This window comes from Desulfosporosinus hippei DSM 8344, from assembly GCF_900100785.1.
Lineage (GTDB): Bacteria > Bacillota > Desulfitobacteriia > Desulfitobacteriales > Desulfitobacteriaceae > Desulfosporosinus > Desulfosporosinus hippei.
Genome location: NZ_FNCP01000002.1, coordinates 250,842 through 266,664 on the forward strand (window position 1 = coordinate 250,842; position 15,823 = coordinate 266,664).

Sequence of the window (15,823 nt, forward strand, 5' to 3'; positions counted from 1 at the left end):
ATCTCATGCCCCTCACCCTGTCGAACGTTTTTTGAAAAACATTTAATATTGTTCGGAATTTCTATTGACCTATAGATAACCTTCTTGTAAAATGAACTTAGAAAATTTCATAAGGAGTTCATATATCCGCGGAGATATGGTCCGCAAGTTTCTACCAGGCCGCCGTAAATGACCTGACTATGAGCGAAAGTGTACCTAGGGCTATGATTTGCATTGTCCGAGTGGTACAGGTTTGATTGCGATCAAATTACACCGAAGGGATAAAAGCCCAGGCGGGTAGGTTTCACTCTGTTTAAAAGGGGGGATCTGCCTTAGGCCTGGGCTTTTTTGCAATTTGAAAAACATACTATGAAAGAGGCGAAAGAAATGAGCCAAATTGGGGTTGTTATGGGTAGTGATTCGGATTACAAAGTCATGGAAGATGCCTTAAAAGTTCTCCGTGAGTTTGAAGTTGATTTCGAAGTTAAGATTTCCTCTGCCCACAGGACATTGGAGAGAACCGTAGCCTGGGTAAAAGCTTTTGAAACTCAAGGTGGAAAAATAATTATCGCGGCAGCAGGATTAGCCGCTCATTTGCCTGGGGTTATTGCAGGAGCCACTACATTGCCTGTAATAGGTGTCCCACTAAGTAGCGGATCCCTGCAGGGTATAGATGCCCTTTACTCTATCGTTCAGATGCCCCCTGGGATTCCCGTTGCAACGGTTGGTATTGGTGCTGCCAAAAATGCTGCTTTGCTCGCTGTCCAAATTCTAGCCTCTCAGGATAAACCTCTAAATGACAAGGTGAAAAACTATCGGGCAAAAATGATGATAGACATTGAGGCCAAGGACGAAGCATTGCAGAAGATGGTAAGCGAAGGGATAAAGGGGACAGTAATATGATTGAACGCTATACTCTTCCGGAAATGGGAGGGATCTGGACAGATGAGCATCGTCTTGAATTGTGGCTGAAAATCGAGATTGCCGCTTGCGAAGGATGGGCTAAGTTAGGGAAGATTCCGAATGAGGCGGTTGAAATCATTCGAAAGAGGGCTGCATTCTCTTGGGAAAGGGTACAAGAGATCGAGGAAGTTACTCAGCATGATGTCTTAGCATTTTTGACCAATGTTGCAGAGCACGTGGGAGATGAAGCTAAACATATTCATCTTGGTCTAACTTCTTCGGATATCCTTGATACAGCTCTCTCCCTGCAATTAGTTGAAGCCTCCGAGATTTTGCTGACAAAACTTGAAGGGCTGGAAGCGGTTCTGCGCCGTAGAGCCATTGAACATCGGGATACACTTATGATGGGCCGTACTCATGGAATTCATGCTGAACCCATCACTCTAGGGTTGAAATTTGCTTTGTGGTACGATGAAATCAGACGTCAGAAGCAGCGCTTAGCCTTTGCCCGGGAGGAAATCAGAGTGGGTAAAATCTCCGGTGCAGTAGGGACATTCGCTAATGTTGATCCACAAGTAGAAGCCCATGTTTGTCAGGCACTTAACCTAAAGCCGGCCTTGATTTCGACACAAATCATCCAACGTGATCGACATGCCTTTTTTATGACAACCCTTGCTGGCATTGCAAGTACTCTAGATAAAATAGCAACGGAACTTCGTAATTTACAGAGAACGGATGTCCATGAGGTAGAAGAGGCCTTTGGAAAAGGACAGAAGGGATCTTCGGCAATGCCGCATAAGAAAAACCCGATTACTCCTGAGCGTATTTGTGGCATGGCAAGAGTCATTCGTGCCAATGCTCAAGTAGCACTAGAAAATGTAGCCTTATGGCATGAGCGAGATATTTCTCATTCCTCAGCGGAGCGCATGATTTTACCGGACAGCACAATTGCCTTAGATTATATGCTCCACAAGATGACGCAGCTTATAGATCGACTGAATGTATTCCCAGAGCAAATGAAGGTCAATATTGATAAGGGCTGTGGACTGATTTTTTCTCAACGTGTCATGTTGGCCTTAGTTGATAAAGGGGTTAGTCGCGAAGCAGCCTATGCTTTGGTACAAACCAATGCTATGGAAGCCTGGAATACTAAAGAGCAGTTTCAGAACCTAATAAGTAAAGACACGAAGATACGGGAATATTTAGATGAAAAGGAAATTAACGAACTCTTTGATTATGGGTATCATACCAAGCATGTAGCCGACATTTTCCAGCGTTTAGAGCTTATTTAGACAAACGGAGATAGAATCAAAATGGAGTTAAAGAGCAAGCAAACAACGATGAACTAAAGGTTGAAATTTAGATAACTGACGACTAAGAGAGGGGTAACTATTATGGAAAAGTTAGAATTGCGTTATGAGGGAAAAGCTAAGCGGGTTTATGATACTGATCAAAATGAATACTTCTGGGTAGCCTATAAAGATGATGCGACAGCCTTCAACGGTGAAAAAAAGGGTCAAATCATGGACAAGGGGTTAGTTAACAACCAGCTATCTGCGTTATTCTTTGTAGAATTAGAAAAGGCCGGCATTCCAACCCACTTTGTTAATTTATTGAGTGATAGAGATATGCTTGTTCACCGTTTACAAATGATTCCCCTAGAAGTAGTTGTTCGCAATATTGTTGCCGGAAGTTTGTCAAAGCGTTTAGGAGTAGAGGAAGGTTTCGTGCTTCCCCATCCGGTAGTTGAGTTATATTACAAAGATGATGCCCTAGGGGATCCGTTGGTTAATGAATCCCATGTTGAGGCAATGGGCTGGGCGAGTAGGGATATTGCTACAGAAATTCAAGCATTAGGCTTAAAAGTAAACTCAATCCTACAGTCTATTCTAGTAAAAGCAGGCATTGAGTTAATTGACTTTAAGCTTGAATTCGGGATCCGCGATGGAAAAGTATACCTTGGAGATGAAATTTCCCCGGATACCTGTCGGTATTGGGATATTGAAACCCGCGAAAAGCTGGATAAGGATCGCTTCCGTCGTGATTTAGGAAAGGTTGAAGAAGCGTATCAGGAAGTTTACCGCCGAGTAAAGGCTGTTCTTGCTTAGACTAAAAGACGGTATAAAATAAAGCTTTAGAAGTCAAGTTGGATTTAGGAAGGTTTCATCCCTGAGAATAACGCGGTGAAGTACTCGCTTAGGAAATACTCTAAGGTACCTCGCCGCATGCTCGAACTAAGGAGGAGAGAGGGGCCGAAAATGTTCGAATTTGGAGAGGACAAACCGAAAGAGGAATGTGGAGTCTTTGGAATCTATGCTCCTGATCAGGAGGTTGCCCGTCTTACCTATTATGGGCTTTACGCCTTACAGCACCGCGGGCAGGAAAGTGCCGGAATCGCAGTTTCGAACGGACGGAGCATTAACGTGCATAAAGGAATGGGCCTGGTATCGGAAGTGTTTTCCGATAGAATAGTGGATGGTCTGAAGGGAAAAATGGCAATTGGACATGTACGCTATTCCACGACAGGATCAAGTTTGTTGGCTAATGCTCAACCTTTAGTGGTTCACTATCAAAAAGGGATGATGGCCTTAGCGCATAACGGGAATCTGACTAATGCCTCAGATCTAAGAGAAGAACTGGGTAAAAATGGTGCAGTCTTTCAAACAACAGTTGATAGTGAAGTGATTATTAATCTTATAACCCGCTACCGTCGGGATTCCTTAGAAGATGCCTTGATTAAGACTATGATGGATCTACGCGGAGCATATGCCTTGGTTATTTTGGCTGAGGATAAACTCTTTGGAATCCGTGATCCGCTAGGTGTTCGTCCTTTATGCATTGGACGGCTGGGGGGGCGGTATTGCCTTGCTTCGGAAAGTTGTGCTCTGGATACAATAGGGGCAGAGTTTGTGAGAGATGTGGAACCCGGTGAAATTATAATAATCGATGAAGAAGGCTTGCACTCACGCCCAGGCCTGTTAAAAACTAAGCAGGCGTCCTGTGCCTTTGAATATATATATTTTGCTCGACCTGATAGTACGATGGATCAGTTAAATATTGCCGAAAGTCGGCGGCAGATGGGTATCGAATTGGCACGTGAATGTCCTATAGATGCAGACCTTGTAATTGCAGTTCCAGACTCTGGCACCGCTTCAGCTCTAGGGTATGCTACAGCCCTGGGAATACCCTTTGGAGAGGGACTTATTAAAAATCGTTATGTGGGCAGAACATTTATTCAGCCCACACAGGCTATGAGAGAAGTAGCGGTTCGTCTTAAGCTCAATGCCAATACCAGCGTGCTTAAAGATAAACGAGTTGTAATGATCGATGATTCTATTGTCCGAGGAACTACTAGTTTCAAGTTGGTTGAAATGGTCAAGAATGCAGGTGCCAAAGAGGTACACTTTTTAATCAGTTCTCCTCCGGTTGCTTACCCTTGCTTCTATGGTATTGACACCGCAGAAAGGGAAAAGCTTATTGCCAACAAATTAGATGTTGAAGGTATTCGAAAGTATGTTGGAGCCGATTCATTGCACTATATTTCTGAGGAGGGCTTGCTTCGCGCTTTAGGGACAGAGTCTGTCTGTTTGGCATGTTTTAATGGATCCTATCCTATCCCCGTTTCCAACTTAAACAGAGGTAAAAAGAACTTTGAATCTCAGAACATATTCTGAAGGGAATGGCCAGTCTCGGGGATTAAGAGACTGATCCTAAGACTGAAAGTCCTTTGGACTAATTATTTAACTTACTATGGTAGAGTATAGTTAATGCTATAAGCTCTGACACATTAAGGGTAGGAGGAATTAATCTTGGGATATTCTTACCGAGATGCGGGTGTTGATATTGAAGCTGGGAATGAAGTAGTAGAACGTATAAAGCCAGCGGTTGCTCGGACTCTTCGGCCAGAGGTTCTCGGCGGATTAGGCGGTTTTGGCGGGCTTTTTAAACTGGATTTGGCTAAATACCCAAATCCAGTCCTCGTTTCAGGAACCGACGGAGTAGGTACGAAGCTGCGCCTCGCTTTTCAAATGAATCGACATGATACGATTGGGCAAGATGCAGTCGCTATGTGCGTCAATGATATCTTAGTACAAGGGGCGGAGCCTTTATACTTTCTTGATTATCTAGCCGTAGGTAAAGTCGAGCCGCAAAGGCTGTCCCAGGTTGTTGAGGGGATTGCCAGAGGGTGTGAAATGGCTGGTTGTGCCTTAATTGGAGGAGAAACTGCGGAAATGCCTGGTTTCTATGCAGAAGATGAATATGACATAGCAGGATTTTCGGTGGGAGTGGTGAATGAAGATAAGTTAATAGACGGCTCAAAAATTCGTGTAGGAGATATCCTTATCGGTTTGCCTTCTTCCGGTCTACATAGCAATGGGTACTCCCTAGCCCGAAAAATCTTTGCCCCCTATTCCTTAGATGAAAAATTCCCTGAGTTAGGGGAATCTCTGGGAGATGCCTTACTGCGCCCAACCCGAATTTATGTTAAATCGATTTTATCCCTTCTTTCTGGAGTAGAGATACTTGGAATGGCTCATATTACTGGAGGTGGGTTAACAGATAACGTTCCACGGGTTTTGCCGGCAGGTCTGGGGGCTAAAATTGATACTACAAAATGGGCGCGTCCTTCAATCTTTTCGCTGATTCAACGTTTAGGAGATGTTGCCTGGCCAGAAATGTATCGGACGTTCAATATGGGAGTTGGTTTTGTCCTTGTTGTACGTGCGGAAGATGAGAGTCTGGTGCGACAGAAACTCGATGAATTGGGTGAAAACAGCTTTGTTTTAGGGAGTGTCATAATGGGAGAAGGGGTGGCTTATGAGGACGGCAATACTGGCATCGGGCCGAGGGAGTAATCTCCAAGCACTAATCAAAGCCTATCAAAGTGGCAGTCTGCCTATCCAGATTGTGGCAGTTGGATCGGACTCTCCAGGGGCCGGCGCACTTATGCGCGCTGAAGAGGCGGGAATCCCAAGTCGTGTTTTTCCCAGCAATCAGTACCTCCATCGTCAAGCCCAAGAGGCAGATATCTTAAATTGGATGGGTGAAAATGAGGTGGAACTTTTACTCTTGGCTGGGTATATGAGGGTTCTGAGTCCCTCGTTTATGAGGGAAGTTTCTTTTCCCGTCCTTAATATCCATCCTTCCTTATTACCTGCTTTTCCTGGTCTGCATGCTCAACGCCAGGCACTTGAATATGGGGTTAAAGTAAGTGGTTGTACTGTACACTTTGTAGATGAAGGCTTGGATAGTGGTCCGATTATTTTACAAGAAGCCGTACCTGTGCTCCAAGAGGATACGGAAGAGAGCTTGTCTCAGAGAATTTTAGCGGTGGAACACCGTCTCTATCCGGAAGTCGTTCGCTTGCTAGCCTTAGGACAAGTGAAACGGTCTGGACGAAGAGTACAGATTTTGCAACAGGAGGAATTGAGATGAAGCGAAGAGCAATCATAAGTGTTTCAGACAAAACGGGTATTGTTTCCTTTGCCCGTGAACTTGTAGATATCGGCTTTGAGTTAATATCTACCGGAGGAACTTATAAAGCATTAGATGAGGCTAATATTCCCGTCAAATATGTGAGTGAGGTCACTGGATTTCCTGAAGTTCTAGATGGCAGAGTTAAGACCCTCCACCCGTTAATTCACGGGGGAATCTTGGCTCGCGATAGTGTCAAACACATGGAGCAAATGGAAAAAAACGGAATTAAATATATTGATTTAGTAGTTGTTAATCTTTATCCATTTCGGGAGACTATAGCTAAGCCTGGAGTTAGTTTTGAGGAAGCTATAGAAAACATTGATGTTGGTGGGCCAACGATGGTGCGCGCTGCAGCTAAGAATCACGGACGGGTTACGGTTATCGTCAATCCAGAATCTTACGAAGAAGTATTAAGTGTGCTTCGAGAAGCAGGAACAGTTCCCGCGGGTATGAGGAAGAGACTGGCTGCTGAAGCCTTTTCCCATACTGCTGAATATGATCGTCTAATTGCCGGGTACTTAGAGCGGCAACTTGAACCACCGGATACATTTCCGGAGACACTGCGTATAACTGCACAAAAAGTTCAAGAACTTCGTTACGGTGAAAATCCACAGCAAAAGGCTGCCTTCTATATCAATGCTGAGGCTGGGGTAGGGACACTTGCCAACGGAAAACAACTTCAAGGGAAAGAACTATCCTATAATAATTGGATCGATATGAACGCTGCCTGGAAGCTCGTGCGGGAATTTGAAACTTGTTCAGCTGCAATCATTAAACATACGAATCCTTGTGGAGTGGCAATGGGCAAGACCCCTCTTGAGGCTTATGAAAGTGCCTTTGCCGCAGACCCTGTCTCTGCTTTTGGCGGGATTATCGCTTTTAATCGTGTAGTAGATACAGCTTGTGCTGAAGCACTTAAAGAACGATTCTATGAAGTTATTATTGCGCCGGACTTTAGTCCTGAAGCACAAGAGATTCTTAGCTCTAAAACAAATCTACGACTCTTTGTGGTAGGTAGAGGAGAATTGGGCAAAGTTATGTCCGGTTGGGTTTATAGAAGTGTTGAAGGCGGTTACCTTGTGCAAGAGATTGATCGAGGGACAACTCCGGTATCTGAATGGGAGTTTGTGACAGAACAAAAACCTACGGAAGAAGATTTGATCGCCCTTGATTTTGCCTGGCGCATTGTCAAGCATGTTAAGTCAAACGCTATCGTTGTAGCTGATCACAAGCATACTCTGGGAGTTGGAGCCGGGCAGATGAACCGGGTGGGCTCTGTTAAGATAGCTCTTGATCAAGCCGGAGATGCCGCTAACGGAGCTTATTTAGCCTCAGATGCATTCTTTCCGTTCCCGGATTCTATTGAAGAGGCTGCTCGTGCCGGGATTCGCGCAATTGTTCAGCCTGGAGGATCTGTTAGGGATGAGGCAGTAATTGAAGCAGCAAATCGTTTAAATATGATCATGGTCTTTACCCATCGCAGACATTTTCAGCATTAGTTGACATTTTCAATTGATTTAGTTCAGTCTTGTTTTGGGAACGATAGTTTCTGCTAAATGACAAGTGGGGTGAAACGGTGAAGAAGCATCGGGTATTAATTATCGGCGGCGGTGGTCGTGAACATGCACTGGCTTGGAAGTTGGCCCAAAGCCCTGAACTTGAACGTTTATATGTGGCTCCGGGAAATGCCGGCACTGAGTACTGGAATGTTCCAATTTCCGCACATGACATTGGGGCACTAGTGGAATTTGCAGTTAATGAGAAGATTGATCTAACGGTTGTTGGTCCGGAGGATCCTTTGAGTATAGGCGTAGTAGATGCTTTTCAGGAGGCAGGTCTGCGAATTTTCGGCCCCTCAAAGGCTGCCGCTCAGTTGGAAGGCAGTAAATCCTTTGCAAAGATGATTATGCAAAGTGCTAATATCCCAACAGCACAGTGTCAAGTTTTTGAAGATCCAATCCAGGCCAAACAGTATATCGAAACCATTGGGGCTCCTTGTGTCTTAAAAGCAGATGGATTAGCCGCCGGCAAGGGAGTTATAGTGGCAATGGATTTGATAACTGCTCTTCAAGCAGTGGATGAAATAATGGATGGCAATTTTGGTTCTGCCGGCAAAAAACTGCTGGTTGAAGAGTTTCTAGAAGGACAGGAAGTAAGTTTGCTATGTTTTTCAGATGGAGTCACAGCTTTGCCGATGGTTCCTGTTCAGGATCACAAACGAGCTTTAGATGGTGACCTAGGACTGAACACAGGAGGTATGGGGACTTACAGCCCACCACCAATCTGGACGACAGAACTTGAAGCAACAGTTATGCACGATCTTGTTTTGCCATCCCTCAAGATTATGCAAGAGCAAGGAACCCCATTTGTAGGTGTATTATTTTTAGGGCTTATGTTAACGAAGCAGGGACCTAAACTTCTGGAATACAACGTTCGTTTTGGGGATCCAGAAACTCAAGTCGTAATGAAACGACTTAAATCAGATCTTCTGCCTATTCTTTGGTCATGTACAGAAACAAATCTCTCTAAGGTTCAATTAGATTGGAAAGAAGAGGTTGCAGTTTGTGTTGTAATGGCTGCGGAGGGTTATCCAGCAACTTACACAAAAGGAATACCGATCAGATTACCTGAAGAAAATGATCCGGATGTAGTAGTCTTTCATGCAGGAACCGGAATTAATGAAGGCCAGCTTGTAAGTAATGGGGGCCGGGTTTTAGGCATAACATCGGAGGGTAAAACCTTGCAAGAGGCTCGTGAAAAAGCTTATTCTGTGATTAATAAAATCGATTTTCCCAAAGCCCATTTTCGCAGAGATATTGGAGTTAAAGGGTTGAACTAAAATTTCCATTTTTATGTTTAACACATTCTTCACACAAAGTTCATGGTAATGTAACAGTGATCATCTATACTAAACTCAGTAGACAATGATTATCCGTTTTTTAGCGGTTAATATAAATTCTTCTCATTTTTCTCCCCTTCTTTCTTTTCCCCTCTATCGAAATGGAGGGGATTTTTATTGTTCGGATGTATGACCTTTCGTTACTTGATTTCCGAAGATCTTTTCTGGTCCTTGCCTATATGGAAAAATTACAGAGAAAAAGGATCTTGCCTGTTAACGAAGGTAAGATCCTTTTTCTTTGCCCGAAATTTAACTGTCTTGGGGCTAGCATAGCTACTGGGAATTTCTTAGATATGTTGTAATGGGTTTAACTGCTGCTTAATGGCTGATCCGGGGTAAGATTCTACTCGGTGAGGTATTAAAACATTTTGGACACACATAAATTGGACTTTTTGCCGCCGGTATTATGTTGATCTTTAGGGTTTGAGCCGTATATTGAATCCATTTACTCAAGTGATCCAGGCTCTGACAATTAGGACAACTTAACCACACTCGTCTTCACTTCCTCGAGATTAGTGTATGAACACCTTAAGGAAAGTGTGACCTCGCCAAGTCTATCACCATATAATAAAGGCAGGACTCTTAATAAGAAGGTGAGAAGGGAATGTTTAATTATAGTAAGCGTTTGTTTTATCCGATTCATGTTGAACGAGAAGATCCGGCATTTGCCAAATTGCTCATAGAACATTATTCAGGGATAGATGGTGAATTATCTTCTGCCCTACAATACTTTCACCAAAGATCTTTTATATCTAACCGGCATATCCGTGAGTTGTTAGGCATTATCACTGCGGAAGAATTTGGGCATATGGAGTTAATTTCGGTAGCCGTAAGTAAATTAGGAGGGCCACCATTAACCTTACTGAATGCTCAAGATGCTCTGAGGGAAATTAAGCACATCGATCAGAGTTTTGATCTCAATAAACTTTTGCAAATGGATATACAGGCAGAAACAAGAGCGATTCGCTTATATAAGCAACATCTGGAATTAACTAATGATGTAAACATGAAGAAAATGATTAAGTTTCTGATTGGCAGAGAAGATGTACATAAATACTTATTGAAAAAGGCCCAAAGGTTAGTTCGGGAAAGCGGAACTCCAGAGGAGTTTAATGAGCTTATCTATGACTATAAAATGAGTTTGCAAGTTCTGAAATGAAACATTAAATTTAGATAGATCCAGTAATAGGATGAAAAAAGTCGGCTGATAAAGCCGACTTTAGTATTTAATAATCCAATCAGAAATCATTAATCGTTCGGAAAAACCAAATCCTTCAGTATCGATAGTAAGTTGTGATTTGTGAATTAGGTCACGATCGTAGAAAACAGTAATCCCATCTGTAGAAAACTGGTAGTAGTTTTCAGGCTTTCTGGGACTTCCTTTTCGTACAGTAGGAGGAGTGGAAAGGGGGATACAGCATTGTGTGACAACCAGACGTTTTATGTAAAGGTTATTTTTTTTGGCCTTCTGGAGGAATTTTAAGGCGTTTTGTGTAATGTTAATAATCATATTCTTACTTGTTATAAGGTTAGGATCCAACGTGGATTCACCTCCTTGATGTTGCCATACCTTATTCTATCATTTTTGTCTTTGCTTGCAAGAGATTGGGGGGCAAGTTTAGATAAGATCCCACGCCAACGTGAAATTTGTAAAAATTGTTGAAAAGAATTTATGAAACTCTGAGTAATTATGCTTAAGGGCTAGTTAGTTTGTAATGGGAACAATATTTTGTTTGTCTTCCATAAAGCTTTTTAAAGAAACGTGAAGTTCGTTATCATTATTTACAGAGGCAAAGAAAATATCTGCGGGAGTTTTAATGTTCAGCGTGGCTAATTGCTGCTCTAGCCAGTCTTCGGAAAGATCAAGCTTCTTTAAGACATTTCCATAGATTTCACCGTCGATAATGATAGGGTAGGAAAGAGAAGAGCCTACTTTTGTTAGATTCATATCTTCAAGGGTAACTAAATCTTTATTTGCATGTTTTAAAACAGATAAATTACCGTTTGCCTCTATAATGCCTATCTGTACATCACTTATATTAAAGACATCCTTCTCACGAAGCATCTGCAGAATATTGTCGATGGAAAATCGAATTTTTTTAAGGTTGCTCATAATCAATTGTCCGTCTTGAATTACAATTGTAGGCTCAAAGGTAATTAAGTGTCCAAATTTTCGATGCTTAATTACTGAGTTGGTTATGACCTTTTGAAAAAGACCGATTATAATAATTGCTACTGCAGTATGGATGTGAGAAATGCTGGGGTCAGCTAGGTCAGCACCTGTTATTGCTCCCAAAGTAATAATAACCAGAAAGTCGAAAACTGGAAGTTCCCCTATAGCACGCTTTCCCATATATAGAGTAACAATCAAAAGCAAAGGTATTATTGTAAAGATCCGTCCCACCACGACGAGAAGCTCTTTGATTAATTCCATTAATTCACTTCCTTCCAAAACTAGGGCCTATCTAAATATTTTCAAGATCAAAATAAGATAGTACTCAGGCTTTAGCCAGCTTTTTTAATTTGGTATCCCAAAAGCGATTTGCTATAAGGCGAACACAAAAGGGATGGTTACCCCAGGTGTCGAGGTTATCCAGTGAAAGCATAAGTGCATAAGCTTGACGACAGATAGATAGGATAGGGTAATTCTTAGCAATATGTGCTAAAACAGAAAGGATAGCTTCACAGCGTTCAGAGTAAAACAGATTTTGTATGTAACGGCGGCTGTGAGGAGCAAGGGCAAAACGAGTCAAATCTGTGGAAAGAGGCTTAATTTCGCTTGCGGAAAACGATACCACATTAAATTCCGGTAGATCAGCTAGAATATCTGCTGATTTCAAGAATTGCCCAAGGTGTTCTTGGACTTCAAGAATTGGAAAAGAGATACAGCCCGGAGTAGAAGCTAAAATTCGGATGCGCAAAAGATTTGACTGAATCATTTTTTCGTTAGCCATAAAATTATGGGTTTTTTGGGTCATGTGGAGAATGAGGGCGGCAAGAACCTCATTCCCGTCAGAGGCTTGTTGTTCCCAAGCAGGTAAGAGACAAAGGATATCTTCTTTCAATGGGGGGGTAATCTGATCAAAAAGTTCGTATTGGATAATTGTATTTAAAGATTCTTCAGTGGGGTTTGTGAGTAAAATTCGGCGAAATCCAGGATGAACTAAGGTCTTATTATCTGAGTCATTCATCGAAGGTGCCTCCTCCGTAGATTATTATCTAATTAGTTCTGTCGTTTATTGTGTGTTTTTTATTGGGTTCTATCCAAGGAATTTAACTTGTCCTAATTAGAAGCAGAAGAGTCAGACAATAATGACGGAAGAATCCTAAGATTTTGTTTTAGTATGTGCTGGCTATTGGGATCCTAGGATGGAAAGTTTCGAGCTGATCTTGCATAAGTATGATAATAAACATACCGTTGAAAAGGAGCAAAGATGGGAACTCTTACCCCTAGCTTAGAAGACTATCTTGAAGAAATTTATCGATTCTCTCTTTCCACAGATACAGTTCGAGTAACTGATCTTAGCATTAAACTAGGGGTTTCTTTGCCGTCTGTAACTAAAGCTTTACGTAAATTAAGAAGCGGTCAGTATATTTACTATCAACGCTATGGAGAAATAAATCTATCCGAAAAAGGGAAAAAGCTGGGGAATTTCTTGGTTAAGCGCAACCAATTATTACAGGAATTCCTAGTACTTATTAATACTGATTGTGATATTGCGGCAGAGGCTGAGGCCATGGAACATTATCTATCAGAAGCCACCATTCGATCTATTCAAGCTATTGTCACCTTCCTAAATGAAAATCCCAAATGGTATGAGGTTTTACTGGAATACATCACGTCTTCCAGTAAAACCAAAGAGTAAGTTCTAGGCTAAACCGAACAAACGAACCACTTGAGTTAGAATAAAACAAGCGGAAAATCCGATGAGTGTTGGAATTAGAAAGGATAGGAAGGCCCATTTCTTACTGCCGGTTTCCTTGTAGGTAGTGAGGAGAGTAGTAGCACAAGGCCAATGCAATAGGGAAAACAACATGACGTTAACTGCTGTAAGCCAGGTCCAGCCGTTACTAACCAAAACATTCCTAAGCTCCTCTAAGCTTGAAAAATCCTGTAAAGAGCCAGTGGAAAGATAGCTCATGATGAGAATCGGCAGGACAATCTCGTTTGCAGGTAGTCCAAGTATAAAGGCCATGAGGATGAATCCATCTAAGCCAATAAGTTTTCCTAATGGGTTTAGGGCATGAGCCACAGTAGAAAGAATACTCAGTTCTCCAATATAGACATTAGCCAGAATCCAAATCACGGCGCCTGCGGGAGCTGCTATGATGATTGCGCGTCTTAGTACAAATAAGGTACGGTCAATCACTGAACGATAGATCACTGCTCCAATTTTCGGACGACGGTATGAGGGTAATTCCAAGACAAGAGAAGAAGGTTCACCTTTTAATATTGTCATTGATAGTAACCAGGAGACAGTTAATGTAACAGCTATACCCAGCAAAATTATTCCTGATATCACCAAGGCATTGATTATTCCCGAATAGGAGGCAATAGCCCCACCTATAAAAATTGAAGTGATGGCAATCAATGTCGGAAATCTACCATTGCAGGGAACAAAATTATTGGTCAGAATTGCGATTAAGCGCTCACGAGGAGAGTCTATTATTCTGCATGAAGTGACTCCAGCCGCATTGCATCCGAATCCCATGCACATGGTCAGACTCTGTTTGCCACAGGCTTTGGCTTTTTTAAAGATATGATCCAGGTTGAAAGCTATTCGCGGTAGATAACCGGAATCTTCTAATAAGGTAAATAAGGGAAAAAAGATGGCCATAGGAGGCAGCATAACTGCAACAACCCAGGCTAAAGTACGGTAAACTCCTAGAACAAGAACTCCATGTACCCAATCCGGGGCACCTAACCACTGAAACCAAAGAGTTAGTTGATCCTGAAAGGCAAAGAGCACGCTGGCAAGGAGCCCTGAGGGTATATTCGCACCTTCTATAGTTATCCAAAAGACACCCACCAATAGCAGGATCATGAGAGGGTATCCGAACCATTTAGAAGTGACCAGATTATCAATGATTTGATCAAAGCCAATTCGGTGGCGTCCTTTGTTTGTAAGAACATGCTTGGTAATTTGCTCTGCATTTCCATAAATATCTGCAACAATCTGATCGCTGAAGGAATTTCGATAGGTTTTGCGAACATATTCAGCTTGACCATAAGCCTCACTAAGATTTCTAGAAGAACTTATTGCGCACATTTGGATTCCTCCCAATCCTGAAATGAGACTTGATCAATATCCAGATAGTTGCTTAGACTCTCCAGGAAGTTCTGATCTCCGTCTAAAAGCCTTAAGGCTATCCAACGCGGGGACAAGCTATTATTGGTAATGTTTTCCACCAACGGCAGCAACTCTTTTAGAGCGCTTTCAACATCTGAAGAATATTTTATCTGTCGAGGAGTCGGTTGTAGTAATCCGGTAGCAACTTGTAATATCTTCTCGCGGAGTTCTGCAAGGCCTTTTCCTTGCCGAGCAGCGGTTGCAACGACAGGCACCCCTAATTCACGTTCTAACGAAGGAACATCAATGACTAAATTTTTCTTTTTAGCCTCATCCATTAGATTCAAACACACAATAACCTTAGGTGTTATCTCAAAAACTTGAAGAGCTAAATTTAGATTTCTTTCTAGGGAAGTAGCATCCAAAACTACTACTGTAACATCAGGGTTCGCAAAGCACAGGAAATCTCGGGCAATCTGTTCCTCAACCGTATGAGCTAATAGAGAATAAGTACCCGGCAAGTCGACGATTAAAAAGGGTTTTTTTTGATATTGGTAACTGCCATGAGCATTATTCACCGTTTTTCCTGGCCAATTACCGGTATGTTGGTGGAGCCCAGTTAAGGCGTTAAAAATTGTACTTTTTCCTACATTTGGATTACCGGCTAAGGCAATGCTTAATTGATCGTTTCTAATTGGAACTCCAAAATAATTTTGCCATAGTAGGCTCTTTTTTTCTGCAGACAGAATCATACACATTCCTCTCCGTTCGATAGCTTTTTTACCAGAATTTGGGAAGCGTCTTCACTTCGTAGTGCAATAAGTGTCCCCCTTACCAGATAAGCGGTTGGATCACCTGATGGCCCTCTGCGTATACTGCGGATCAAGGTTCCAGGGACGATTCCTAAGTCAAGTATACGGCGCCGTAAAAGTCCGCTTAACTCTAAGGAAACTATTTGACAGGCCGAACCTAGAGATAAATCTGATAATGAATTGATTCGTTCTGCATTTTTCACACCCATGTACCCCCTTTTTTCAAATCTGGCTAATCTTCTTTCTCAGTTAGAGGTTAGCCGCGGCTAACTTTCAGTTAAAAGTTCATTTTGAATAGATTATGTTAAGAGGTCTCTTTTGTTCCCCCGAAAGCTTATACTAATTTGATCAAGGAGCCATTGCACGTTTACAAACGTAAGGCAAATGGCGCCTTGATTTTAGTCATTGAGTTTTAGAATTGAAGGACATAGTATGTTTGAGGCTGAGGTGCCTTTGCAATG

General features: G+C 42.3%; 16 protein-coding genes and 1 riboswitch. Of the genes, 10 read left to right on the forward strand and 6 right to left on the reverse strand.

Features of this window, described 5'->3' with window-relative positions; genetic code table 11:
- Nucleotides 1-98: 98 nt before the first annotated feature.
- A riboswitch (purine riboswitch) is annotated at nt 99-200 on the forward strand.
- A 166-nt stretch (nt 201-366) separates the two neighbouring features.
- The 9 genes from purE (at nt 367) to BLS16_RS03125 (ending at nt 10,418) form a co-directional block, all read left to right on the forward strand.
- Nucleotides 367-882, forward strand: a complete 516-nt coding sequence (gene purE, locus BLS16_RS03085) for a 5-(carboxyamino)imidazole ribonucleotide mutase (RefSeq protein ID WP_092329722.1) — start codon at nt 367-369, stop codon at nt 880-882.
- Nucleotides 879-2,174, forward strand: a complete 1,296-nt coding sequence (gene purB / locus BLS16_RS03090) for an adenylosuccinate lyase (protein ID WP_092329725.1) — start codon at nt 879-881, stop codon at nt 2,172-2,174. Before purE ends, purB begins: the two co-directional genes overlap by 4 nt.
- Before the next feature lie 102 nt (nt 2,175-2,276).
- Nucleotides 2,277-2,990, forward strand: a complete 714-nt coding sequence (gene purC, locus BLS16_RS03095; protein WP_092329727.1) for a phosphoribosylaminoimidazolesuccinocarboxamide synthase — start codon at nt 2,277-2,279, stop codon at nt 2,988-2,990.
- A 150-nt stretch (nt 2,991-3,140) separates the two neighbouring features.
- Nucleotides 3,141-4,556: an amidophosphoribosyltransferase gene (purF, locus tag BLS16_RS03100; RefSeq protein ID WP_092329729.1), complete on the forward strand. Its 1,416-nt coding sequence runs from the start codon at nt 3,141-3,143 to the stop codon at nt 4,554-4,556.
- Between the two features lie 135 nt (nt 4,557-4,691).
- Nucleotides 4,692-5,738: a phosphoribosylformylglycinamidine cyclo-ligase gene (gene purM, locus BLS16_RS03105; protein WP_092329731.1), complete on the forward strand. Its 1,047-nt coding sequence runs from the start codon at nt 4,692-4,694 to the stop codon at nt 5,736-5,738.
- On the forward strand, nt 5,701-6,318 hold the full coding sequence (gene purN / locus BLS16_RS03110; RefSeq protein WP_092329733.1) for a phosphoribosylglycinamide formyltransferase: 618 nt from the start codon (nt 5,701-5,703) through the stop codon (nt 6,316-6,318). Before purM ends, purN begins: the two co-directional genes overlap by 38 nt.
- Nucleotides 6,315-7,859: a bifunctional phosphoribosylaminoimidazolecarboxamide formyltransferase/IMP cyclohydrolase gene (gene purH / locus BLS16_RS03115; RefSeq protein WP_092329735.1), complete on the forward strand. Its 1,545-nt coding sequence runs from the start codon at nt 6,315-6,317 to the stop codon at nt 7,857-7,859. Before purN ends, purH begins: the two co-directional genes overlap by 4 nt.
- A 77-nt stretch (nt 7,860-7,936) precedes the next feature.
- Nucleotides 7,937-9,199: a phosphoribosylamine--glycine ligase gene (gene purD / locus BLS16_RS03120; protein WP_092329750.1), complete on the forward strand. Its 1,263-nt coding sequence runs from the start codon at nt 7,937-7,939 to the stop codon at nt 9,197-9,199.
- Between the two features lie 664 nt (nt 9,200-9,863).
- Nucleotides 9,864-10,418: a manganese catalase family protein gene (locus tag BLS16_RS03125; RefSeq protein WP_092329751.1), complete on the forward strand. Its 555-nt coding sequence runs from the start codon at nt 9,864-9,866 to the stop codon at nt 10,416-10,418.
- Between the two features lie 60 nt (nt 10,419-10,478).
- On the opposite strand, the gene BLS16_RS03130 is transcribed toward BLS16_RS03125, so the two are convergent.
- The 3 genes from BLS16_RS03130 to BLS16_RS03140 form a co-directional block, all read right to left on the reverse strand.
- The gene (locus BLS16_RS03130) at nt 10,479-10,799 is read right to left on the reverse strand and encodes a CC/Se motif family (seleno)protein (RefSeq protein ID WP_092329752.1); all 321 of its coding nucleotides are present in this window, start codon (nt 10,797-10,799) and stop codon (nt 10,479-10,481) included.
- Between the two features lie 165 nt (nt 10,800-10,964).
- Nucleotides 10,965-11,693, reverse strand: coding sequence for a DUF421 domain-containing protein (locus tag BLS16_RS03135; protein WP_092329753.1), 729 nt, complete (start codon nt 11,691-11,693; stop codon nt 10,965-10,967).
- A 64-nt stretch (nt 11,694-11,757) separates the two neighbouring features.
- On the reverse strand, nt 11,758-12,450 hold the full coding sequence (locus tag BLS16_RS03140) for a hypothetical protein (protein ID WP_092329754.1): 693 nt from the start codon (nt 12,448-12,450) through the stop codon (nt 11,758-11,760).
- A gap of 243 nt (nt 12,451-12,693) precedes the next feature.
- On the opposite strand from BLS16_RS03140, the gene BLS16_RS03145 reads away from it, so the two are divergent.
- A complete protein-coding gene (locus tag BLS16_RS03145) occupies nt 12,694-13,125 on the forward strand; it encodes a metal-dependent transcriptional regulator (protein WP_092329755.1) in 432 nt (143 codons plus the stop codon).
- A 3-nt stretch (nt 13,126-13,128) separates the two neighbouring features.
- Here BLS16_RS03145 and BLS16_RS03150 read toward each other — a convergent pair whose 3' ends face one another.
- Genes BLS16_RS03150 through BLS16_RS03160 form a run of 3 tightly spaced genes read right to left on the reverse strand, consistent with a single transcriptional unit; the run spans nt 13,129 to nt 15,571 of the window.
- Complete coding sequence (locus tag BLS16_RS03150) at nt 13,129-14,529, reverse strand: nucleoside recognition domain-containing protein (protein ID WP_092329761.1); 1,401 nt, start codon at nt 14,527-14,529, stop codon at nt 13,129-13,131.
- Complete coding sequence (locus tag BLS16_RS03155) at nt 14,517-15,302, reverse strand: FeoB small GTPase domain-containing protein (RefSeq protein ID WP_176786049.1); 786 nt, start codon at nt 15,300-15,302, stop codon at nt 14,517-14,519. The genes BLS16_RS03150 and BLS16_RS03155 overlap by 13 nt, the downstream gene beginning before the upstream one ends.
- Nucleotides 15,299-15,571, reverse strand: coding sequence for a FeoA family protein (locus tag BLS16_RS03160; protein ID WP_092329762.1), 273 nt, complete (start codon nt 15,569-15,571; stop codon nt 15,299-15,301). Before BLS16_RS03160 ends, BLS16_RS03155 begins: the two co-directional genes overlap by 4 nt.
- Nucleotides 15,572-15,823: the final 252 nt, after the last annotated feature.

Excerpts from the sequence above, each read along its gene's own strand:
- BLS16_RS03160 (WP_092329762.1), bottom strand. The coding sequence starts at position 15,571 with ATGGGTGTGAAAAATGCAGAACGAATCAATTCATTATCAGATTTATCT.
- BLS16_RS03135 (WP_092329753.1), bottom strand. The coding sequence starts at position 11,693 with ATGGAATTAATCAAAGAGCTTCTCGTCGTGGTGGGACGGATCTTTACA.
- BLS16_RS03155 (WP_176786049.1), bottom strand. The coding sequence starts at position 15,302 with ATGATTCTGTCTGCAGAAAAAAAGAGCCTACTATGGCAAAATTATTTT.
- BLS16_RS03140 (WP_092329754.1), bottom strand. The coding sequence starts at position 12,450 with ATGAATGACTCAGATAATAAGACCTTAGTTCATCCTGGATTTCGCCGA.
- purH (WP_092329735.1), top strand. The coding sequence starts at position 6,315 with ATGAAGCGAAGAGCAATCATAAGTGTTTCAGACAAAACGGGTATTGTT.
- BLS16_RS03150 (WP_092329761.1), bottom strand. The coding sequence starts at position 14,529 with ATGTGCGCAATAAGTTCTTCTAGAAATCTTAGTGAGGCTTATGGTCAA.
- purN (WP_092329733.1), top strand. The coding sequence starts at position 5,701 with ATGAGGACGGCAATACTGGCATCGGGCCGAGGGAGTAATCTCCAAGCA.
- purF (WP_092329729.1), top strand. The coding sequence starts at position 3,141 with ATGTTCGAATTTGGAGAGGACAAACCGAAAGAGGAATGTGGAGTCTTT.
- purE (WP_092329722.1), top strand. The coding sequence starts at position 367 with ATGAGCCAAATTGGGGTTGTTATGGGTAGTGATTCGGATTACAAAGTC.
- purB (WP_092329725.1), top strand. The coding sequence starts at position 879 with ATGATTGAACGCTATACTCTTCCGGAAATGGGAGGGATCTGGACAGAT.
- BLS16_RS03145 (WP_092329755.1), top strand. The coding sequence starts at position 12,694 with ATGGGAACTCTTACCCCTAGCTTAGAAGACTATCTTGAAGAAATTTAT.
- BLS16_RS03125 (WP_092329751.1), top strand. The coding sequence starts at position 9,864 with ATGTTTAATTATAGTAAGCGTTTGTTTTATCCGATTCATGTTGAACGA.
- purC (WP_092329727.1), top strand. The coding sequence starts at position 2,277 with ATGGAAAAGTTAGAATTGCGTTATGAGGGAAAAGCTAAGCGGGTTTAT.